At 62.4% G+C, this 21371-nt stretch carries 20 protein-coding genes and 1 pseudogene; 7 read left to right on the forward strand and 14 right to left on the reverse strand.

All coding sequences use genetic code 11. From position 1 onward, the window contains the following. Window positions 1–269 precede the first annotated feature (269 nt). The 3 genes from J3P91_RS13515 (at window position 270) to feaR (ending at window position 3418) form a co-directional block, all read left to right on the forward strand. Window positions 270–1769, forward strand: coding sequence for an APC family permease (locus J3P91_RS13515; protein ID WP_434604823.1), 1500 nt, complete (start codon window positions 270–272; stop codon window positions 1767–1769). Further along, window positions 1714–2334 (forward strand): DUF3156 family protein, encoded by a 621-nt coding sequence (locus J3P91_RS13520; RefSeq protein ID WP_434604825.1) that lies wholly within the window; start codon window positions 1714–1716, stop codon window positions 2332–2334. The genes J3P91_RS13515 and J3P91_RS13520 overlap by 56 nt, the downstream gene beginning before the upstream one ends. A gap of 121 nt (window positions 2335–2455) precedes the next feature. Then, window positions 2456–3418 (forward strand): transcriptional regulator FeaR, encoded by a 963-nt coding sequence (gene feaR / locus J3P91_RS13525; protein ID WP_434604827.1) that lies wholly within the window; start codon window positions 2456–2458, stop codon window positions 3416–3418. A 156-nt stretch (window positions 3419–3574) separates the two neighbouring features. Here the strand turns inward: feaR and J3P91_RS13530 are convergent, their stop codons facing one another. The 6 genes from J3P91_RS13530 to J3P91_RS13555 form a co-directional block, all read right to left on the reverse strand. Continuing rightward, complete coding sequence (locus tag J3P91_RS13530; RefSeq protein ID WP_434604828.1) at window positions 3575–4342, reverse strand: SDR family oxidoreductase; 768 nt, start codon at window positions 4340–4342, stop codon at window positions 3575–3577. Beyond that, window positions 4335–5135 (reverse strand): SDR family NAD(P)-dependent oxidoreductase, encoded by an 801-nt coding sequence (locus J3P91_RS13535; protein WP_434604830.1) that lies wholly within the window; start codon window positions 5133–5135, stop codon window positions 4335–4337. The genes J3P91_RS13530 and J3P91_RS13535 overlap by 8 nt, the downstream gene beginning before the upstream one ends. After that, window positions 5128–5949, reverse strand: a complete 822-nt coding sequence (locus J3P91_RS13540) for a molybdenum cofactor biosynthesis F family protein (RefSeq protein ID WP_434604832.1) — start codon at window positions 5947–5949, stop codon at window positions 5128–5130. The genes J3P91_RS13535 and J3P91_RS13540 overlap by 8 nt, the downstream gene beginning before the upstream one ends. A gap of 242 nt (window positions 5950–6191) precedes the next feature. After that, window positions 6192–6848, reverse strand: coding sequence for a response regulator transcription factor (locus tag J3P91_RS13545; protein WP_434604834.1), 657 nt, complete (start codon window positions 6846–6848; stop codon window positions 6192–6194). 51 nt (window positions 6849–6899) lie between these two features. Continuing rightward, window positions 6900–7265: a cupin domain-containing protein gene (locus J3P91_RS13550; RefSeq protein WP_434604836.1), complete on the reverse strand. Its 366-nt coding sequence runs from the start codon at window positions 7263–7265 to the stop codon at window positions 6900–6902. 167 nt (window positions 7266–7432) lie between these two features. Next, window positions 7433–8731 (reverse strand): NAD(P)/FAD-dependent oxidoreductase, encoded by a 1299-nt coding sequence (locus J3P91_RS13555; RefSeq protein WP_434604838.1) that lies wholly within the window; start codon window positions 8729–8731, stop codon window positions 7433–7435. Window positions 8732–8764: 33 nt separating this feature from the next. Here J3P91_RS13555 and J3P91_RS13560 point away from each other — a divergent pair, with 33 nt between their 5' ends. The 3 genes from J3P91_RS13560 to J3P91_RS13570 all read left to right on the forward strand — a co-directional run bounded on the left by J3P91_RS13560 (window position 8765) and on the right by J3P91_RS13570 (window position 11226). Beyond that, window positions 8765–8959 carry a hypothetical protein gene (locus J3P91_RS13560; protein WP_434604840.1) on the forward strand — a complete coding sequence of 65 codons (195 nt, stop codon included), beginning with the start codon at window positions 8765–8767 and terminating at the stop codon, window positions 8957–8959. Between the two features lie 84 nt (window positions 8960–9043). Beyond that, window positions 9044–10213: a p-hydroxyphenylacetate 3-hydroxylase oxygenase component gene (locus J3P91_RS13565; RefSeq protein WP_434604842.1), complete on the forward strand. Its 1170-nt coding sequence runs from the start codon at window positions 9044–9046 to the stop codon at window positions 10211–10213. A 71-nt stretch (window positions 10214–10284) separates the two neighbouring features. Next, window positions 10285–11226, forward strand: coding sequence for a p-hydroxyphenylacetate 3-hydroxylase reductase component (locus tag J3P91_RS13570; protein ID WP_434604844.1), 942 nt, complete (start codon window positions 10285–10287; stop codon window positions 11224–11226). 40 nt (window positions 11227–11266) lie between these two features. On the opposite strand, the gene J3P91_RS13575 is transcribed toward J3P91_RS13570, so the two are convergent. The 3 genes from J3P91_RS13575 to J3P91_RS13585 form a co-directional block, all read right to left on the reverse strand. Further along, window positions 11267–11671: a cupin domain-containing protein gene (locus tag J3P91_RS13575; protein ID WP_434604846.1), complete on the reverse strand. Its 405-nt coding sequence runs from the start codon at window positions 11669–11671 to the stop codon at window positions 11267–11269. Between the two features lie 280 nt (window positions 11672–11951). After that, window positions 11952–12245, reverse strand: a complete 294-nt coding sequence (locus J3P91_RS13580) for a putative quinol monooxygenase (protein WP_434604848.1) — start codon at window positions 12243–12245, stop codon at window positions 11952–11954. A gap of 123 nt (window positions 12246–12368) precedes the next feature. After that, entirely contained in the window at window positions 12369–13802 is a 1434-nt protein-coding gene (locus J3P91_RS13585; protein ID WP_434604850.1) for a PLP-dependent aminotransferase family protein, read from the reverse strand. A gap of 163 nt (window positions 13803–13965) precedes the next feature. On the opposite strand from J3P91_RS13585, the gene J3P91_RS13590 reads away from it, so the two are divergent. Beyond that, on the forward strand, window positions 13966–14406 hold the full coding sequence (locus J3P91_RS13590) for a carboxymuconolactone decarboxylase family protein (RefSeq protein WP_434604852.1): 441 nt from the start codon (window positions 13966–13968) through the stop codon (window positions 14404–14406). 476 nt (window positions 14407–14882) lie between these two features. Here the strand turns inward: J3P91_RS13590 and J3P91_RS13595 are convergent, their stop codons facing one another. The 5 genes and pseudogenes from J3P91_RS13595 to J3P91_RS13615 form a co-directional block, all read right to left on the reverse strand. Beyond that, window positions 14883–17456 carry a bifunctional diguanylate cyclase/phosphodiesterase gene (locus J3P91_RS13595; protein ID WP_434604854.1) on the reverse strand — a complete coding sequence of 858 codons (2574 nt, stop codon included), beginning with the start codon at window positions 17454–17456 and terminating at the stop codon, window positions 14883–14885. A gap of 128 nt (window positions 17457–17584) precedes the next feature. Then, window positions 17585–18261, reverse strand: a pseudogene (locus tag J3P91_RS13600) (DUF2238 domain-containing protein). 2 nt (window positions 18262–18263) lie between these two features. After that, window positions 18264–20063 (reverse strand): thiamine pyrophosphate-requiring protein, encoded by a 1800-nt coding sequence (locus J3P91_RS13605; protein ID WP_434604856.1) that lies wholly within the window; start codon window positions 20061–20063, stop codon window positions 18264–18266. Window positions 20064–20162: 99 nt separating this feature from the next. Further along, complete coding sequence (locus J3P91_RS13610) at window positions 20163–20681, reverse strand: HvfX family Cu-binding RiPP maturation protein (protein WP_434604858.1); 519 nt, start codon at window positions 20679–20681, stop codon at window positions 20163–20165. 16 nt (window positions 20682–20697) lie between these two features. Beyond that, entirely contained in the window at window positions 20698–21336 is a 639-nt protein-coding gene (locus J3P91_RS13615) for a ferric reductase-like transmembrane domain-containing protein (RefSeq protein ID WP_434604860.1), read from the reverse strand. Between the last annotated feature and the right edge of the window lie 35 nt (window positions 21337–21371).

Here is a 21371-nt window from a genome sequence, read left to right on the forward strand (position 1 = left end):
GACAGCGGAGCGCGCATTAGGGAGAGCCTGGGCTGCGAAGTCTTTCACCAGCCTGCCAAGGTATTGACCCTGGCCGCCATGGCTGTGGCAGTGGCAGGCAGCTACAAGACCGGCGGCAGGCATGGGCAAGACGCTCGGGGCGAGGCGGCGCACAGTGATCCTGCACGCAACGCCGTTTCAATCAGGGACTGGCTGGGGAAGGCTTGAACGCCAGTGCCCGGACGGCGGTAGCAACCATACTAAAAGTCCGTTTTTCGAGGATCCGCACCATGTCGATCAATGACAGGCTCACCGAGCATCTGAACCGGGGTACGGTGGGTTTTCCCACTGCGTTGGCCAGCACCATTGGCCTGATCATGGCCAGCCCGGTCATCCTGACCGCCACCATGGGGTTCGGCATCGGTGGCAGCGCCTTCGCCATGGCGATGCTGATCGCGGTGGTGATGATGCTGGCCCAGGCGACGACGTTCGCCGAAGCCGCATCGATCTTGCCGACCACCGGCTCGGTCTACGATTACATCAACTGCGGCATGGGGCGCTTCTTCGCGATTACCGGCACTTTGTCGGCGTACCTGATTGTCCATGTGTTTGCCGGAACGGCGGAAACCATCCTGGCCGGGGTCATGGCCCTGGTGAACTTCGAACACCTCAATACCCTGGTCGAATCGGCCGGTGGTTCCTGGCTGCTGGGCGTGGGTTTCGTGGTGGTGTTTGGTGTACTCAACGCATTCGGCGTCAGTGCTTTTGGCCGGGCCGAAATCATCCTGACCTTCGGCATGTGGACCACCCTGATGGTGTTCGGCGTGTTGGGGCTGATCGCCGCGCCGGCGGTAGAACTCGAGGGCTGGTTCGGCGCGTCCGTGGTCGGGACCGACCTGGTCACGGTGCTGTCGCTGGTGGGCATGGCAATGTTCATGTTCGTCGGATGCGAATTTGTCACGCCACTGGCGCCGGACCTGCGCCAGTCAGCCAGGACCATGCCTAGAGCGATGATGCTGGGCCTGTTCAGCGTCGCGGCCTGCATGTTCATTTATGGCGCGGCGATGAAGCGCCAGGTGGAAAACGTGCTGCTAGATGCCACCAGCGGGGTTCACCTGCTGGACACGCCCATGGCGATTCCGCGCTTCGCCGAGCAGGTGATGGGCGACATCGGGCCGATGTGGCTGGGGATCGGCTTCCTGTTTGCCGGCGCCGCGACCATCAATACGCTGATGGCCGGGGTGCCGCGCATTCTCTACGGCATGGCGGTGGATGGCGCGCTGCCCAAGGTCTTCACCTACCTGCATCCCCGTTTCAAGACGCCGTTGCTGTGCATCCTGGTGGCGATGCTGATCCCTTGCCTGCATGCGCTGTGGCTCGGCGGTAACACCGATAACATCATGCATCTGGTACTGGCGGCGGTGTGCGCCTGGAGTTTTGCCTATCTGCTGGTGACGATTTCGGTGATCAGCCTGCGCGTCCGCCGTCCCGATCTGCCCCGGGCCTACCGCTCGCCGTTTTTCCCGCTGCCACAGATCCTGTCCAGCGTCGGCATCGTCCTGGGCATGTGGTTCATCACGCCGCCGGGCATGAATCCGGCGGACATTTATGTGCCCTTCGCCGTGATGCTTGGCGGTACCGCGGCCTACGCCCTGTTCTGGACCCTGGTGGTGCAGAAGGTCAATCCATTCAAGCCGGCGACCGTCGAAGACGTGCTGGCCAAGGAGTTTTCCCATGAGCCAGGGCAACCTGTCGGCGGGTTTATCGAGCCTGCTGCAAAAGCTGTCTGAGCTGTTCAGCGCCCGTCGCGCCCCGGCCGGTTATCGACCCGGGGTAACGCTGGAGCATTTGCGACGCAACCTCGCACTCGCGCGGTTTGCGGTGTCGATGCCGGGGGCGGCGACGGTGGTCACCGACGATGGCGGCCTGCAACTGGAGATCGTCGAGCGCACCGAGTCGCAGTTGTTGATGCACGTGGTAACGACCGAGTTCGTGTTGCACGTGCCTGCGTCGAGCAAGGGCAACGCGCGCCTGCAATTGCACCACGGCGGAGCCATTCGGCGCAGCGGCATTCGTTGCCGCCAGTTGAAGGGAGATGACGCGTTGTCGGTTCGGCTGCGGACGGCCATCGAAGGTGATCGTGCGCTTTACGCCGCCCTGATGCCGCTGGACTTCAAGCGCCTGGACATCGAATTGCAAGGCCGGCAATGGTCTGTGCGACTGGAGCATGTGGGCGGCAGCGAGGTGGTCAACCGGATGCCCGCGTTCCGCCGCTACATCGCGCTGAGCCCATTGCAGCGCGAGGCCTTGTTCGCAACGCTGGGTGGGCTGCGGAGGGTACTCTCGACGTTCTGAGTTTTCGTTTTGCCTGGCATCATTCCTGCTACTGCTCTGGCGATCAGGTACTTGTTGCGCGCATTTAGATAACATGTTAACTATTGCCGCACAAAAACAATAAGCCATTGTGGAGAGCGCCATGAGCATGCAACAGGCTGGGCAAGGCGGGCTGGACACCTGGAATCGGGACCTGCGTGCGACATGCGGCCATTTCGAGACGGAGCTGGCCTTCAATCGCGCGTTGTTCATTGGCGAAGTGTCGACCTTTCAGCGCGGCGGCCTCTCACTCGCTAACCTGCGCACCAATGCCGGTTCCATCCGGCGCCAGCTATGCAAACCGGATCACGATGATGACCAGGACTGTTTCCTGGTCAGCCAGCGCAGCGGTTATTCGCGTATCACCCAAAATGGCACGAGTATCCAGCTGGCTCCCGGCGAGCTGTTGCTGATGGATTCGGTGGGTTCTCTTGAAATCAGCCCGTTCGGCCTGATCGAGCATGCCGTGTTGTCTTTATCTCGGCGCGACGTCGCCAGGCGACTGGGCGGCGACAGCAAGACCTTCGGCAAGATTTCTTCAAGCAAGGCTTGCGGAAGAATGCTGCATGTATTGGTGGACCAGCTCTGCAAGGACACCCCGGAGGGCGAAAGCAGCGCCGGGGAGGGCGAAGCCCTGCAAAACGCCTTTGTCTCGCTGTTGGGATCGGCGCTGGAGCATGAAACCGACCTGTGCGGCGACAGCGTCGGGTTGCAAGGCAGTCATCTGCGCAGCTACGTACAGAAAGTCATTGATGAATGCCTGACCCAACCCGGTCTCAGCCCGGTCGGCCTGGCCAATCGCTTGAACATCTCGGTGCGACACCTGTACCGCTTGTTCGAAGAGCAGGATGACAGCGTGTGCCGCTACATCCAGCGCGCCCGCCTCAAGCGCAGCGCCGATGACCTGGCCAATCCTTTCTTGCGGGACGAGTCGATCACCTCGATTGCCTACAAATGGGGCTTCACCGATTCGGCACACTTCAGCCGTTCGTTCAAGAAACAATTCGAACAGTCGCCCAAGGCGTTCCGCTCCAGCCAGTTGCAGCAGGCGCAAGGGGTGGCCTGATCCACCGCCTTCGCGAGCAGGCTCGCTCCCACAGGTGACCGGGTTGACTCCGGATCAGGTGAACGACACATAACAGTGTGGGAGCGAGCCTGCTCGCGAAGGCGGCGGTTGATTCGGCAACGATGCCAGCTGACCCACCGCTATCGCGAACAGGGCTCAAACCTCCGGCAAGGTTGAGCCGCCATCGACGATCAGGGTCTGGCCGGTGATGTAGGCGGCCAGGTCCGAGGCCAGGAACAGCATGGCTGCGGCGATGTCCGACGGTTTGCCGAGTCGCCCCAGCGGTACTCGGCGGGCGATGTCGTGGTTGACTTGGGCGTCCCCCAGGTTGGCCATGGCCGGTGTTGCGATCATCCCCGGCTCGACGCCATTGACGCGGATATTTTCCGCCGCCAGCTCCAGCGCCGCATTGCGGATGAAGCCGTTGACCCCGGCCTTGGACGCCGCATAGTGGCTGAGGCCCGGGTAGGCTACGCGCGGGCCGGTCACCGAAGAGGTCACCAGCACGCAGCCCTGACCCTGGCGACGGAACATCGGCAGTGCGGCCTGGGTCAGCCAGAACAACGCTGACAGATTCACCGCCAGCGTTCGCTCCAGCACCGCTGGCGTGATTTCGGCGAAGGGCGTCAGGGGGAAATAGCCGGCGTTGTGCACCAGCACATCCAGCCTGCCGGTGCGTTGTTCCAGCTCGGCGATCATTTGCGTAATGGCCGTGGCGTCGGCCAGGTCGACGCCCATGGCATCCACCGGGTAAGCGCTGGCGCGCAGGTCGCTGGATACAGCCTTGGCCCCCGCCAGATCCAGGTCGGCGATGACCACTCGCGCCCCACGCCAGGCAAACCCTTCGACGATGGCCCGGCCGATGCCTTGCGCGCCGCCGGTCACCAGCACTGTCTTGCCGGAGAAATGCAGATCATCAGGCATTTGCTTGCTCCATTCGGCTGAAGGCTAGTGTCGGCACATCGACGATGCTGGATCCGCCATCGGCCACCAGCGTCGCGCCAGTGATGATCGAAGCATCCGGCGAGGCCAGGAAACGACAAACCCGGGCGATTTCCTCGGCGCTGGCGGGCCTGCCCAATGGCACATCGGCGCAGGCCCGGGCATAGGCCTGTTGCAGATTCTCACCGTGGAACTGCATCAAGGCCTGCATCTCTTCATCGGCCATCGGCGTGCGTACCCAACCAGGGCAAACCGCGTTGACGCGCATACCGCGTGGTCCGTAGTCCCGCGCCAGCGAGCGACTGAGGCCGAGCAGCGCATGTTTGGCGGTGGTGTAGCCGCAGACCTGCGGTCCGGCTGCCAGGGAGGCGATGGAGGCGACGAACACGATATTGCCGACGCTCTCCATCAGCAGCGGCAGGCAGGCACGAGCGCTGTAAAAGGCGCTGTCCAGGTTGCTGCGTAGCGCCGCTTCCCACGCCGACGGGCTGGTGTCGGTGGCGCTGCCCTGGCCCAGCCCGCCGGCGCAAGCCAGCAGCACGTCAAGTCGGCCAAAGCGTTGGCGTATCTGTGCGACGAAACCGTCCCACGTCGCCGGGCACGCCGCGTCGCCCACCAGCACCAGGCCGCCGATTTCCTCTGACAGTTGCTCCAGCGGCTCGCGGCGCCGGCCGATCAGCACCAGGTTGGCACCCTCGGCGGCGTACAGGCGGGCGCAAGCGGCACCGATGCCGGTGCCGGCACCCGTGATTACGACGGTGCTTGGCTCAGGCATCGGGGTACTCCGTCTGGTTGAGTACCTGGCAATAGGAGCTGACCGGGAAATTCGAGAACTCGTCGAAGGATGTGCCGGCGTAACCGAAAATCTTGCCGTCGCTACGGTGCTGCTGCAGGTCGATCAGCACCAGGCCCAGGGTCGGGATGATCTTCTCCCGCCAAACGAACAGGTACAGCTGATCGGCAATCTTGTAGGTGTCGCAGCGGTCGGTGTCGCACAGGCCTTGTTCAACGCCCTTGAGGCACTGCCAGGAATAAAACCGCTGATTGAGGTAGATGTGTTCGTAGACTTCACTCGGGCTGTAGCGATACAGGTTGCGCAGCCCCACCAGTTCGCTCGTCGGTGCGTGAGGGCAGAGGCCCGGTTGCCATGGACGATCCAGCGTGCCGTGGAGGAACTCGACTTCCACCGAGGTCAATGGTTTGCCGGCCAATGCGCGGCTGTAGAGGCCTTCGCGCGTTTGCGCCTCGGCGGGCATGCGCCCGATCACGGCGGTGAACGCAGCACTGACGGTATCGAGCACCAGGCTCACCGGCCACGTCTGGCCATCTTCGCGCTTGATGAAGTCGACGAGGTACAGGCCCGGACGCACCGACGTGGCTCGATACGGCGCGGTGCCGGTGGAATGCCCATCGGCTGCTTTCCAGCTCAGCGCGTCCTGTTCGAAGCGATGTTCGATCTGCCAGCCATTGGCAAAGTGCAGGGTAAAGGTCTTGCCGTCCAGGTCGGCGAGGTTCGGCAGGATGAAGGCTTCGGGGGCAAAGCCATCGGCCAGGGCGCCGACGGTGATCCAGTCTGAAGAAGTACTCATTGCAAGGCTCCGGTGGTTGTATGTGCCACTCGGATCATGGCGCCTAGCAGAGCGTCGGCCTATCAACCAAAGGGTTGAGCAAAGCTCTTGTGGCGAGGGAGCTTGCTCCCGCTGGGCCGCGCAGCGGTCCTGAAATCGGTTATCGCGATTTTTCAGAGAGACCGAGTCGCCTTTTCTGGGGCCGCTGCGCAGCCCAGCGGGAGCAAGCTCCCTCGCCACGGGGCGGTGCCACAGGCTCGGTGTTACAGGAAAAGGCTGCTGACCAGCTCGGTACGATTGCTCACGCCGGTCTTGCGGAACAGGTTGATCAGGTGGGTCTTGACCGTCGGCAGGCCGATGTCGAGTGCTCGGGCCAGTTGTTTGTTACTGGCGCCCTCGCGCAGCAACAGCGCAATCTGCCGCTCCTTGGGCGTCAGCTGGCCGAGACCGTCGTCCGCGCAGGGCAACTGGGCCACCGCCAGATGCAGCAACGTTTGCAGCGCGCTGAGCTGGCTCAATTGCTGGCCGGTGAACGCGCCTTGTTCGGCGGTGCGCAGCATTGAAATCGCCGCTTGCGGCTGGCCGGCGCGGTGGACGAACACTTCCACGACATCCACCACGCCATAGCGCTGCAGGAAACGCTGGTAGCAATGATTGTCGCGGACCGGTTGGCGGGCCATGGCCAGGCTCAGCGGGACGACGCTCGGACTGGAGAGACAGTTTCGCGGGCGCAGCGGATCGAACGCGCAGTAATGGTCGAGATAGTCCTGGTGCATCTCGCCACTCATGCCGTGCAAGCTGAAGTCGTAGGCCTGCAAATGCCGGTCTACGCGATAGAACGCCGCCCGGCTGGCGGGAATGAGTTGCGTGAAGGCGTTCAGGCAATGACTTGCGATGTCTTGTACAGCGATGACATTCATTTTCCAGACTCCGCCAGGAGGCTGCCGACGGGGGCCGACAGCCGGAATCGGTCAGGCTACCGCGAAGTAGTGTTTCACGAAACTTTCGCTGACCACTTCCCACAGGACGGGCGTGCCCTTGGTCACGAACCAGCTGTCGCCGGCCTTGTAGCGGGTGCTCAGGCCGGTGGCTTCGTCGGTGAGGACCACTTCGCCGGTGACCACAGTGGCCTGTTCGGCGAACGGATAGACCATGCGGAACTTGCCTTGGGTGGTGCCGAAGTAGGCGCTGCTGACCGGGTCGGTGGGCGCACCGAAGGTCATCTTGCCGAAGGCTTTGACTTCGCCTTCGAGAATCTGCGAACCGAGGTCGGCAACGGTGCCCCAGGCGTCCAGGTCGGACAGTTGGATGTTTTTTTCGAGGGTGGTAAGCGGCATGGGATATCTCCTGATAAAAGTCGGGGTGTATGTTCAATCCGGGTCAAGCGTGCCCTCTGTGGGAGCGAGCCTGCTCGCGAAAGCGTTGAGTCAGGCAACATCAATGTCGACTGTCGTACTGTTTTCGCGAGCAGGCTCGCTCCCACAGTGGCTGTATCAGGGTGTTGTCAACGACGACCATTCCAGTAACCCGACAACTGATGCCAGGACTTGCCGGCGGTCAGCAATAGCGGACGGATCGCGTCCTTGCCGATGATGGTCGGACGGTTGATCGAGCTGACCAGGTCGTAGCGCGCCGAGCCTTCGCTCATGCCTTCGGCCAGCACCTTGCAGATGATGTGGCTCGGCGTGACGCCAAAACCCGAGTAGCCCTGGACGAAAAACGCATTGCTGCGACCGGGCAGGGTGCCGACCTGGGGGAACAGGTTCGGACTGCACGCCATGGGGCCGCCCCAGGCCAGGTCGATCTTCACATCCTTCAGATAAGGGAAAATCTTCAGCATCAGGCGCCGGTTCCACGCCTTCAGATCCTGCGGGATATGCTCGACCAACGGCGTTGCCGCGCCGAACAGCAGGCGGTTCTCGTTGGTAACGCGGTAGTAGTCGATCACCGGCCGGATGTCGCTGTAGGCGCCGCGAATCGGGCTGATGCGCTGGATCAGCTCATCCGACAGCGGCTCGGTCATCATCTGGAACGCGTAGGTGTTGATGGTCGAGCGATGCAGCTCCGGTTCCAGCTTGTTCAGGAAACTGTCGCAGGCCCACAACAGCTTGCTGGCCCTGACCGAGCCACGGCCGGTGCGCACGGTGATGCGTTCGCCATAACTGACCTCCAGCGCCGGGCTGTTCTCGAAGATCCGCACGCCGTGGCTGACGAGTGCCTTGGCTTCGCCCAACAGCAGGTTCAGCGAGTGCACATGCCCACCGCCCATGTGCAGCAATGCGCTGCCGTACGCGTTGGACCCAATGATCTGCTGGACGTCGGAGCCGCCGAGAAAGCGGATCTCGTGCTTGCTGTTGATCGACTTGAAATCTTTTTCCCAGGCCCGCAGGGTCTTTTCCTGGCGGGCGTTGAAACCCATGTAGCCATAGCCATGGCAGAAGTCCGCATCGATATCGTATTTGGCAATGCGGTCCTTGATGATGTCGGCGCCCAGGTCGCTGACTTCGAAGACCTGGCGCAGACCCTCTTCACCGACGTCCTTCTTGATTTTTTCCAGGTCATGACCAATGCCGGCCATGATCTGGCCGCCGTTGCGTCCGGTGCCGCCGAAGCCCAGGTAACGCGCCTCCAGCACCACGATGTTGGTAATGCCTTTCTCCGCCAGCTCCAACGCGGTGTTGATGCCGGAGAAACCGCCACCGATGACCACAACGTCGGCTTCCACGTCCTGTTCCAGGGTCGCAAAACTGAGGTTGTACTTCTTGGTGGCCGTGTAATAGGTGGGCGTTTCGATATTGATCATGACGCAACCTGACAAAGTGAAGGAAAGCTCCGCTTGCAGGGCCTGAGCCAGGCGCTGCGAGGGATGGCTCTATTAAGGGGCCTGGCGGGGGTGGCTGTCTTGATCATCCGTGCCGGTTATTTGACCGAGCGCGCCATCGCGGTATCGCGCACCATGAAAAGTACAATCTTGGATCTGGAAGGTGCATTTTTCAGCGGCTCCGGTGAACCCATACTGGACCGGCCTTAATCATTGATCCCGCTGTTTGTGCAACCGCCTGGCCGGCGGGCAAGGGCGGGATCGGCAGACGCCAGATAATAAAAGAGCCCGTCCATGAAAAAGCCAAACCCGCTGCTCGAAGACCTCAAGCCAATCCTGCCGGTCATCGCCGCCAACGCCTTCCAGGCCGAGAAGGACCGTACCGTTCCCGTCGAGAACATTGCCCTGCTCAAGAGCATAGGCATGCACCGGGCCTTCCAGCCGAAAAAATACGGTGGCATGGAGATTTCCCTGCCGCAGTTCGCCGATTGCATCGCTTTGCTGGCCGGCGCTTGCGCAAGCACCGCCTGGGCCATGAGCCTGTTGTGCACCCACAGTCATCAGTTGGCATTGTTTCCGGCCCAGACCCAGGAGGAGGTCTGGGGTGACGACCCCGACGCCACCGCCAGCAGCAGCATCGCGCCTTTCGGCCGCACCGAGGAAGTCGAGGGCGGCGTGACGTTCAGCGGCGAAATGGGCTGGAGCAGCGGTTGCGACCGCGCCGAATGGGCTATTGTCGGTTTCCGCCGAAAGAATGCCGAAGGCACCCAGGATTACTGCTTTGCGGTGTTGCCTCGCCGCGATTATGAGATCCGCGATGACTGGTACGCGGTCGGCATGCGCGGCAGCGGCAGCAAGACTCTGATCATCAATAACGCCTTAGTGCCGGAACACCGGATCCAGAAAGCCAAGGACATGATGGAAGGCACGTCCGGCGGCTTTGGCCTATACCCCGACAGCAAGATTTTCTACGCGCCGTATCGTCCGTATTTCGCCAGCGGCTTTTCTACCGTCAGCCTGGGCGTCGCCGAGCGCATGCTGGAGGTCTTTCGCGAGAAGACCCGGACCCGCGTGCGGGCCTACACCGGTGCCGCGGTCGGCGCCGCCACGCCAGCGCTGATGCGCCTGGCCGAGTCCACCCACCAGGTGGCCGCGGCTCGGGCTTTCCTCGAAAAAACCTGGGAAGACCACGCCGAGCACAGCGAGCGGCATCAATACCCGAGCCGCGAGACCCTGGCGTTCTGGCGGACCAACCAGGGTTATGCGACCAGGATGTGCATCCAGGCGGTGGATCGCCTGATGGAAGCCGCGGGCGGCGGCGCGTGGTTCGAAACCAATGAACTGCAACGGCTGTTCCGCGATGCGCACCTGACCGGCGCCCATGCCTACACCGACTATGACGTCTGCGCGCAGATCCTGGGCCGGGAGTTGATGGGTCTTGAGCCCGATCCCAGCATGGTCTGATCGTCTGCCCGGCAAACCCGGTTCCAATAACAACAATCGAGGCCGTCGACTGAGGCGGCCGGGAGTCTTGCATGTCCGATATCTGTGAAACTGCTTTCGACACCCGCGCGTTCCGCCGGGCCCTGGGCAACTTTGCCACCGGCGTGACCGTGGTCACCGCCGCGACCGAGGATGGGCGCAAGGTCGGCGTGACGGCCAACAGCTTCAATTCGGTATCCCTCGACCCGCCGCTGATTCTCTGGAGCATCGACAAGCGTTCCAGCAGCCACGGCGTATTCGAAGCCGCGAGCCATTTCGCCGTCAACGTGCTGGCCGCCGACCAGATCGACCTGTCGAACAACTTCGCCCGGCCCAAGGATGACCGCTTCGCCGAAATCCAGTTCGAGGCCGGGGAAGGGGGCGCGCCGGTGTTCATCGATTGCTCGGCGCGTTTCCATTGCGAGAAGTTCCAGCAGGTCGATGGCGGTGATCATTGGATCATGATCGGCAAAGTCGTCGCGTTCGATGATTTCGGGCGCTCGCCGTTGCTCTACCATCAGGGCGCCTATTCGATGGTCCTGCCGCATACGCGCATGACCCAGCGCGGCGAAGGCCAGCCGCCGAGCAGTCATTTCCAGGGTCGCTTGAGTCATAACCTGTATTACCTGATGACCCAGGCTCTACGGGCCTACCAGGCCAGTTACCAGCCGCGTCAGTTGTCCACCGGACTGCGCACCAGCGAGGCGCGGATGTTGATGGTGCTGGAGAACGACGCCGGCCTGAACATGGCCGATCTGCAGCGCGAAGTGGCGATGCCGGTGCGTGAGATTGAAGAGGCGGTGGCCAATCTGCGACGCAAGGGGCTGGTTACCGATGAAGGCGATCGCGTGCGCCTTACCGTCAAGGGCATCGATGAAACCGAAGGCCTCTGGGCGATTGCCAAGGAGCAGCAGGAAAAGGTGTTCGGCCAGTTCAGCGATAAACAACTCGAGAGTTTCAAGACGGTGCTCAAGGGCATCATCCAGGGCGCCTGAGCTGCACCGGGCCAAAAGCCCGGCACAGTCGCGGCGGCGGTCAGTCTTTCAACGGGATCAGCACCGCTTCGTCCTTGCCCATCACCATGAACACCAACAGCTTCGCCGGTTGGGTGGCGCTGGCGTTCTTCGACACCAGGTGCTCGGAGCCGGCGGCTTCGTACCAGAACTCACCGGCCTTGTAGGTGATCGCCGGTTCGCCCTTGACCTGGGAGGTGATGGCGCCCTCAAGCACATAGGCCATGGCCGTGCCGTCATGCTTGTGGGCGATGGAAGACTGGCCCGGCGCATAGTCGACGGCCAGCATCATGGCTTTTTTGTCGGGCAGGTTTTTCAGCAGTTTCTCTTGCAACACCTGGATCTTTTCCGCAGGCGCGGTTTCATGAGCGTAGAGCGGGGCGACGGGAAGCAGGCCAAGGGCAGCGATCAAGTAGAGGGTTTTCATCGAGGCGGGACCTTTGTGGTGGGAGTGGGTTCGCGCTGTGGCGATGGCTCCACCCTAAGCCCCGAGACGTTGCGGACAAACGTCCAATCTTTCGGAAGACAGGTAGACCAATGAGTGCCACACGCGGAGGGCCCCCTGTGGCGAGGGAGCTTGCTCCCGCTGGACTGCGAAGCAGGCCCAGGTTTTTTGGCACAATGCGAAAAGCTGGGGGCCGCTGCGCGACCCAGCGGGAGCAAGCTCCCTCGCCACGAAAGCTTTCAGTGCCACAGGGAGAAGGGATTCACACCAGCGGAAAACTGTTGAAGTCGACGCTGCGAGCCAGGCGGCTTTCGATCAGGCTGATGAAACCCTGGACTTCGGGGCAATTGAAATGGGCCTGCATGGCCGCCTCCGATTGCCAGCGGGCGCTGACGTTCCAACGGTCGCTGTGCTCCGGGCAACGGTCGACCATGTAAGCATCGCAGCCCGGCAAGGCGCGCAGGGTTTCGACGATTTGCTGCAACTGCCGGCCGAGTTCTTCCGAGCGCCCGGCGGCGGCTTGCAGCTGTACGGTGTTGATCACTTGGCGAGACATTGTCCTGGCTCCTGAATCAAGTCGAACGGGAGTGCTTCCGATACGCGATGACACCCGAGCAGAATAGGCCTGCCGGCACCCGGCTAAAACAGCCAATGGGCGGATAAATCCTAGTCCAATCGATCAGGCGACCTGCTGGAGAATGTCGCGCAAACGGTCGAGGGCGACGTCGATGTCGAGCAGTTCGATGGCGCCAAAGCCCAGCATCAGGCCGGAGCGTACCGGTGCGGCATGAAAAAAACCGTCGAGGCTGTAGAGCCCGACCTCGGCTTTTTTCGCCAGCTCGATCACCAGCGGCAGGTCGATTAGCACTTTGCACAACACCGCCATATGGAAACCCGCGGTGGTCGGCACGGCCTCGAACCAAGGCGCCAGATCGTCGCCCATGCGGGCCAGGATTCGCTCGCGCCGGCCTGCGTACAGGGCGTGGCAACGGCGGATGTGCTTGAGCAGGCAGCCCTCGGCAATGAATTTGGCCAGCGCCCATTGGGGCAGGGTGGAGGTGTGCTGGTCGGTGAGGCGCTTGGCGAGGATCACTGCTTCGAGGATCGCCGGTGGCAGGATTGCATAACCGAGCCGCAGCTCCGGCAACAAGGTCTTGGAGAACGTCCCGACGTAGGCGACGATCCCGCGCTCATCCATGCTTTGCAGCGAGTCGGTGGGCCGGCCTTCATAGCGAAATTCACTGTCGTAGTCGTCTTCGATGATGATCGCCCCCAGTTCATAGGCCCGCGACAGCAAGGCCTCGCGCCGGGGCTGACTCATGGGCATGCCTAGGGGGAACTGGTGGGAGGGTGTCACGTAGATCAGCCGTGTGCCATCGGGAATCAAGTCCACGCGCATGCCTTGCTCATCCACCGGCACCCCGGCCACCGTGGCGCCATGGGAACCAAAGAGCAGGCGTGCCGGCGGATACCCGGGATCTTCCATGGCCACCAGGCTGCCGGGGCGGGTCAGCACCCGTGAAATCAGATCCAGCGCCTGCTGCGCGCCGTTGCACACCACCACGTCCTCGTCCTGGCAGTTGACCCCACGAGAGAACGCGATATGCCGGGCGATGGCATTGCGCAGCGCCGCCAACCCTTCGGGCTGGCTGTAGAAACCCTTGGCGTTGGCGAACTGACGCAGGGCATGGGCCGTACACCGGCGCCAGTCATCCAGGGGAAACTGGCCCTTGCCGGTAGCGCCGCCGATGAAGTCATAGCGCAACGCACTTTCGGGGAGCGGGTGACGCAGCAGGTCCGGCATGTTGCGCCAGGTCTCGACGACGTCCGCCCCGGCGAGCTCGCGGTGGCTTTGCTTGCGCACGATGTTGGCCGGCCGGGCGTTGACATAGGTGCCCTTGCCAATGACGCCGGTGAGGAAGTTTTCGTAGGTCAGCTGGGCGTAGGTGTCGGAGACCGTCTTGCGCGAGATGCCCAGTTGCTCGGCCAGCAGACGGCTGGGCGGCAGCTGCGTGCCGGCCGCCAGGCGACCACCTTCGATGGCGCTGCGAAGTTGTCGGTACAACTGGCCCGTCAGGTCCTTGCGGCCGTTGATGACGACATGAAGTTCCATACCCGCGGGCTCCTGGGTGATCGTTTGCGGCAAGGGGAGAACGCGAGATTACTCGCAATGCGCTGTGGCGGAGAAGTTGCGTGGACGTTTTTCGGCGGATTGGACCTGTCACGCGCGGCCTCGACGGCCTACGGTGGATGCATCGATCACTACGGAGCCCGCCATGAGCCCGCGTCTGGATTACTACAGTGCGTCCCCCACGGCCATGAGAGCCATGATTGGCCTGGAGGCGCTGACCAGCCGGCTGAGTATAGAACCGGCGTTATTGCAACTGATCAGGATCCGCGCCTCGCAGCTCAACGGCTGCGCGTTCTGTACCGACATGCATTCGGTGGATGCCCGTCGCCAGGGCGAGACCGAGCGGCGTCTCTACGCGGTGGCGGTGTGGCGCGACAGCGGGTTTTTCAACCCGCGCGAACGAGCCGCCCTGGCCTGGACCGAAGCCGTCACGCTGCTGGCCGAAAGCCAAGTGCCAGACGACGTCTACGCCCTGGCCCGCGCCAGTTTCAGCGAAGAAGAATTGGTGGACCTGACCCTCGCGATCAGCACCATCAACAGCTGGAACCGCCTCGCGGTGAGCTTTCGCCAGAGCCCCGAAGGTTAAAAGGCTATTCATGCGGCGGCCGTCAGACCGCCTTCGCGAGCAGGCTCGCTCCCACCCTGATCACCGGTATTCATTGCATCTGCATACGCAACAAAGCCCCCTGTGGGAGCGAGCCTGCTCGCGAAAGCGGTGGGTCAGTTTGCATCAGCATTGAATGTGCCGACGCCATCGCGAGCAAGCTCGCTCCCACCCTGATCACCGGTATTCACTGCATCTGCATACGCAACAAAGCCCCCTGTGGGAGCGAGCCTGCTCGCGAAAGCGCTGGGTCAGTTTACATCAGTCGTGGATGTGCCGTCGCCTTCGCGAGCAGGCTCGCTCCCACCCTGACCACCGGTATTCATTGCATCTGCATACGCAACAAAGCCCCCTGTGGGAGCGAGCCTGCTCGCGAAAGCGGTGGGTCAGTTTGCATCAGTCGTGAATGTGCCGCCGCCATCGCGAGCAGGCTCGCTCCCACAGAGGCATTCCCAATGCTACAGCCAGCGAGGCGTGGTAAAGAATGAGGCCATTTCCGAGCGGGCCAGGGCTGCGCCGAAATACGGGCCTTGCACATGATCGCAAGCGACGCTGCGCAATTGGCTGAACTGCACGGCGTTCTCGATACCTTCGGCCGTCACCATCAACCCGACGCTGCGACTCAACCGAATCATTGCCAGCACGCCTTCCTTGTCATGTTCCAGGCCCAGTTGCGCCAGGATATTACGATCGAAGCGGATGCCGTCGAATGGCTGGTCAAGCACTTCCCGGAGGGACGCTATGTTGGTGCCGAACTTGTCGATATTGATCCGCACGCCCAGCGCCTTCAAGGCATGAAGGGTTCTGGCGAGCGTCTTATGGTCAGTCAGCAGGACGCCTTCGGCCACTTCCAGGGTCAGCCGTTGGGCGGGCAGGCCGCTTGTTTCCAAAGCCTTGTGCACCTGATTGAACAGGAAACTGCTGCTGAACCAGCGAGGCGAAACAGCGATGGAGACATTGAGCGGGGTGGGCCAACTCATCGCCTCGTCACAGGCGTTGATCAGCATCCAGCTGCCCAGGTCCTCCAGTTGACCGGATGCTTCGGCGACCGGGATGAAGTCGATCCCGCCCAGCTCACCGCGCTCAGGATGGTGCCAGAAGGCCTGTGCTTCAAAACCATACAACTGCTCGGCGCCCACATCGAAACGGGGCAGGTAACGCAATTCGAGCTGGCCCTGCTGCATCGCATCGCGCAACTGCTGCTCATAGCGTCGACGGTCGCGGGCCACATTGCCCATGGCCTCTTCGTATACGCGCCAGGTATTGCGTCCCGCGGCCTTGGCCGCGTACAGGGCGATGTCGGCCTGGCGCAACAGCTCTTCGGCACGCTGCTCAGCGGGCTGCGACCAGGCAACCCCGATACTCACGCCCAGGTACAGCGTATTGCCGTCCAGGTGCATAGGCCGTTGCATGCATTCGATCAGGCGCGAGCACAATTGGTTGAGATCATCGGCGCCGCCCGGGCTCGGCAGGATGATGACGAATTCATCGCCACCCAGGCGCGCCACCAGGTCGCTGCCGCGCACGTTCTGTTGCAGGATATGGGCAACTTCCTTCAGCACCTTGTCGCCGACGGCATGGCCCAGGGAGTCGTTGACCGGTTTGAACCGGTCCATGTCCAGGTTCAGTATTGCCAGTGGCGTATCTCGCGCCTGGTCGAGGTGTTGGCTGAGGCAATCGAACAGGCGGTTGCGGTTGGCCAGCCCGGTCAGCGGATCGTGCAGCGACAGGTGCTTGATCTGCGCCAGCGCCCGCAACTCTTCGGTTATGTCGGTGGCGGTGCCACGAAAGCCCAGGGCGCCGGCTTCAATGGCCCGTACCGAGAGTTTGCAGGTGCGTATGCGCTGGTTGCGCGCGGTGTATTCGCAAAGGAGCGGCGCAGAGCAAGCGCTGTCGGCACCGGCGAGCAGCCAATGGGCGATCGAGATCGATCCGTTGTGCGGATGCAACAGTCGATGCAACGGCTTGCCCAACCACTCGCTGGGGTTGAAGCCCGTGACCTGTTCGAAGCGTTCCGACAGATAGGTCAATGTTCCGTTCGAGTCGACCTCCCACAGCCAGTCGGACGAGACCTCGGCGATGTCCCGGAAGCGCTCCTCGCTGCGCTCCAACGCCTTGCGGTGGGCGAGAAGGCTGGCGTATTGCTGCTCCTGGGCGCGGAGCATGATCAGCGCATGACGCAACACCGCCAGGGCCATGATGGCAAGAAACAGCAATGCGAGCGCTAGCAAGGGCAGCAGCACTTTGCGCAGATCCTTGCCGGGAGTCGCGGGGCGCCAGGCCAAAGCTTCGCGGGTCAGGTCGTTGAGCAAGACCTGGGCGGTGTCCTTGGGTCCTGGCGTGCGGGCAATATGCGCGTCGGGCAGGGCGAAGTCCCGGGACAGGCTTTGCAGCGCGCCACGATCCAGGACTTTGACAAATAAGAGCAGGCTGGGCGGCCCCGGAATTTCGGCCACGCTGTTGTCGGTGCCGGTGGTAATCGCCGAGACGGCGACGAAGGCGGGCGCGTCCTCGTGATGCAACAGCTCGACGATCACTTCATCGCGGTTTTCCGCCGCCCTGGCCTTGCTGGCGAGTGCGCGCAGGTCACCTGTCAACCACGTGTCGGCCGCCATCTGGCTCATCTCGCCATCGATGACCGAATAAACCGTCTTGCCGGCTGGAGAAATGACGAACACGGCCTGGTAGCCATAGAGTGAAAACACGCTGCTGCCGACATTTTCCTGGTCGTAGGCCCAGTCTTTGTCGACCTTTACGTGCAGATGGCGATAAGCGTCGCTCCATTTGGAGTAGTCGCTCAGATCACGACCGATGCCCGTGCGCATGCCTTCGATGGCCCGCTGGGCAAAAAACACGCTTTGTTCTCGGGCCTGCTCGTCCTGGGTCTGGGTAACGTTGAGCAGCACCGCGATGGCCAAAGCGGACATGATGAACAGCAACAGCATGATGGCCGGGAAAGTGCGGCGGGTGAAACTTCGGGTTGGCCGCTCGCCGGAAATCACGGAGGAGCCATTGCCAGCATCTTCAATCATAAAAACAAGCCATCTGCTGAACGCGAGAATACCCCGCACTGGCTTTGTATCGGCTGACTGCCTGATTAACTTAATAAAAGTGAGAAAATGCTGACCAGTTGCACCATTTTTCCGAGGACCGGTCCCTTTCACGTGCTGGCTTTCTTGCGCAGTGCCCATTCCAAGGCAAAGTCCCGTTGCTGGAAATAGTTGACCGCGGCGGCGGCCACCAACGTCAAGCACGCGGCCAAGCCCGCCAGCGCCATGTCCTTTTGCGAGTCCCACGGGTCCTGTTGCGCGCCGACGAAGGCCTTGGCGGTGTCGCCGCCCATATAGGCGCCGCCGATCCATTCGATCAGCTCATAGATGGCCGATGACGACAGGATCAGGTTCCACGCCAGGAAATAACCCGCGAAACCACGGGCCGGGATTACCCGCAGCAGCGCCTCGCGTACCGGATAGGCCAGCAGGAGGCCATAGCTGAAGTGCACCAGGCGATCGAACTGGTTGCGTTGGAAACCCAGGAGCTGGTCCAGCGGCTGGCCACCGGTCAGGGCTTGCCACCATTGGTTGTAGGGGACTTTTGCGTAGGTGTAGTGAGCGCGCCGACCTCATGGATGCAGAGGAAAACGAACACCAGCGTCGCCGACAGACGCGAGAAGCTGAACCGCCGATGGACCGCCACCAGGACGATCAGCAGCGCAAACACCAGCAGATTCTCCGCCAGCCAGTCGCTGCGCTTGACCGGCGCGATGGCCAGCCCCGTCCATAGGGCGATAAAACTTCCCAGCAGGATCAGCTCGTAACGGCTTGCTCGGATCTGCATGCTTACTCTTTGTCCTTGCGCTGGCCGGGCAGCAGTGCGCCCAGCACCTGTTTGGCGGTCTCGACCACGATGCCTCGTTCGTTCGGGTCGCCCTGGAGCAGGGTCGAGGCAAATTTTTTCGCCTGTTCCAGCTTGATGTGTGGCGGCAGCGGCGGCACGTCGGGATCAGTACGGAATTCGATCAGCACCGGGCGTTCGGCGGCAAGTGCCTGTTCCCAGGCGCTGGCCACGTCGCTTTCCTGATCGACGAGGATGCCCTTGAGGCCAATGGATTCGGCGAACAGGTGGTAGGGCACGTCGGGAATGTTCTGCGAGGCCTCGAATTTCGGATCGCCCTCCATGACCCGCTGTTCCCAGGTCACCTGGTTCAAATCCTGATTATTGAACACCGCGCAGATCCAGGTGCTGTCCGTCCAGTTGCGCCAATACTTGGCGACGGTAATCAGCTCGGCCATGTTGTTCATCTGCATGGCACCGTCGCCCACCAGGGCGATGACCGGCCGATCCTGATGGCAGAACTTGGCCGCAATGGCGTAGGGCACGGCGGCGCCCATGGAGGCGAGGCCACCGGACAGCGAACACAGCATGCCCCGACGGATCTGCAGGTCCCGGGCATACCAGTTGGCGCAGGAGCCGGAATCACAGGTGATGATGGCGCGGTCCGGCAACCGTGGCGACAGTTCGAACGTGACCCGTTGCGGATTGATCGGCTTGGCCGAGACCAGCGCGCGTTTTTCCAGGGTCTTGTCCCAGTCCGCACGCCAGTGTTCGATTTTCTTGCGCCAGGCGCGGTCGGTCTTTTCTTCGATCAGCGGCAACAAGGCTCGCAGGGTGTCGGCGCTGTCACCCTGCAGGTTGACTTCCATGGGGTAGCGCAGGCTGAGCATGTCGGGCTGCAGGTCGATCTGCACGCCACGCGCATGGCCCTCCCGGGGCAGGAACTCGGCATAGGGGAAGCCGGACCCGATCATCAGCAGCGTGTCGCAACCGGCCATCAGGTTGTCACTGGGTTCGGTGCCCAACAGGCCGATGGCGCCGGTGACCCACGGCAACTCGTCGGGCACCGCGGCTTTGCCAAGCAAGGCCTTGGCGACGCCGGCACCGAGCTTGTCAGCGATGGCAATCACTTCATCCGTGGCATGCAGCGCCCCGGCGCCCACCAGGATGGCGACCTTCTTGCCAGCGTTGAGGACTTCGGCGGCCCGCTGCAGGTCTTCCTCGTAAGGCACTACCTTGGGTTTGCGATAACCGACGCCAGAATGCAGAGTGCCGTGCTTGTGGGGCGGCGCCGTGTATTCCATGTCCTGCAAATCGTTGGGCAGGATCAGCGCGGTGACCCGGCGCTCGCCCACCGCCGTGCGCACGGCGCGGTCGAGCAGATGGCGCACCTGCGCCGGTGCGCTGGCTTGTTGGACGAACGCGCCGGCTACATCCTTGAACAGGCTGACCAGGTCGAGTTCCTGCTGGTAATGGCCGCCAAGCGCATTTCGCGCTTGTTGGCCGCAGATGGCCAGGACCGGCATGTGGTCCATTCGCGCGTCATACAGGCCGGTGATCAGGTGCGACGCCCCTGGCCCGGAAGTGGCGATACAGACCCCCAGCTCGCCGGTGAACTTGGCATGGGCGCAGGCCATGAACGCGGCCATTTCCTCGTGACGCGCCTGAATGAACTGGATCTTGCCCTTGGCCCGGTTCAAGGCGCCAAACACGCCGTTGATGCCATCGCCCGGGTAGCCGTAGATACGGCGAACCCCCCACTCGTAAAGGCGCTCAACCAGAAAATCGCCGACGGTCATGCTCATGTCTGTTCCTCGTCCTGATGGGCTGTCTTGTCGGGCTGCGACCCTGGGCAGCGGTACGCAGCGCCGTGGCTCATACAGGACTGGACCGACGCAAGCCGCTCAAGGTTTCGATTTTTTTATCGATTGCAGCTTCCTCAGCAAGCCATCCACACTCAATTTTCCGGCGCCCTGCAACAGCAACGGCAGGAGCGCCACCAGGTAAATCAATGGCAGCTTGAAGTTGCCAAAGCCTTTGTTGGTGATGGCGTATCCCTGGGCCAGTTCGCTCAGGCTCGACCACTCCGCCGGCCAGTGCACGGCCGCCGTGGCGACCACCGTGACGATCATCAGCACCAGCGCCGAAACACGTGTGCCCAGGCCCACCAGCAGGGCGATGGCGCAGATCAGCTCCGCCCACATCGACAGTTCCCAGTTCCAACTGGCCGGTACATGGTTGAAAGGGAACGGGAAGGCTGCCTGGATTTCGGCGAACCAGTTCTGGCCGTGCCATTTTTCCAGGCCCGACTCGAAGAACTCCCAGGCCAGGAACAGGCGCAGCCCCAGCGGTGCGAGCCATGAGCCGGCGTGGTCGAGGTTGAGGTGCAGGCCGTTCAAGGCTTTCGAAAAAGACGCGTACATGTTTGATCTCCCTTACTCAGGCTGCACGTTGCAGGGCGTGGCGCTTGTTGGCCTGGGCGAGCTTGCCCACCAGGCGGACCGCCGTGGCGGCGCAGATCAGGCCGAAGGGCAGCACGTACCAGGCGCTCATCGGAATGCGCTTGAAGTTGGAGTAGGCAAAGATCGCCGCCAATACCCACATGCCGGTGGTGTGCAGGCGTTTCCAGGCGGTGGCGCCGATCAGCCGCGTGGTGCTTTTGAACGAGGTCAGGGCCAGTAGCAGGATGAACACGTAGCCCACGCTGCCGGGCAGATTGCCGACGGCGGTGCGGCCCGGCCAGAACTCTGTGTTGAGCTGGCCGTACCAATAGATCAATACCGCGTGAACCAGGTGGGAAAAGGCAAAAGCCAAGCCGATGAAGCGCCGTTCGCGCACCAGGGACTTGCTCAAGGGCGAGGGCACCAGTACGGCAAACGCCGAAGCGGTGAAGGCCAGCAGGAACAGGGCAAAGGATGACCGGGCGGTGGCGCGAATGGCGCTGCGCACGCCTTCGGTGAGGTCCGGGTTGACTGCCAGGGTCAGCGCGGTCATCAATAGCACCAGGGCGGCAATCAGGCTGAACAGCGACCAGCCCTGGAAACGGAAAGCAGGTGGCGTTGCGGTGGTGGCAGGCATGGGTAGGCTCCTTGGATTCATGGCCCGGCCGTCAG

The organism is Pseudomonas sp. Z4-7 (assembly GCF_051131965.1).
Taxonomy (GTDB): Bacteria; Pseudomonadota; Gammaproteobacteria; order Pseudomonadales; family Pseudomonadaceae; genus Aquipseudomonas.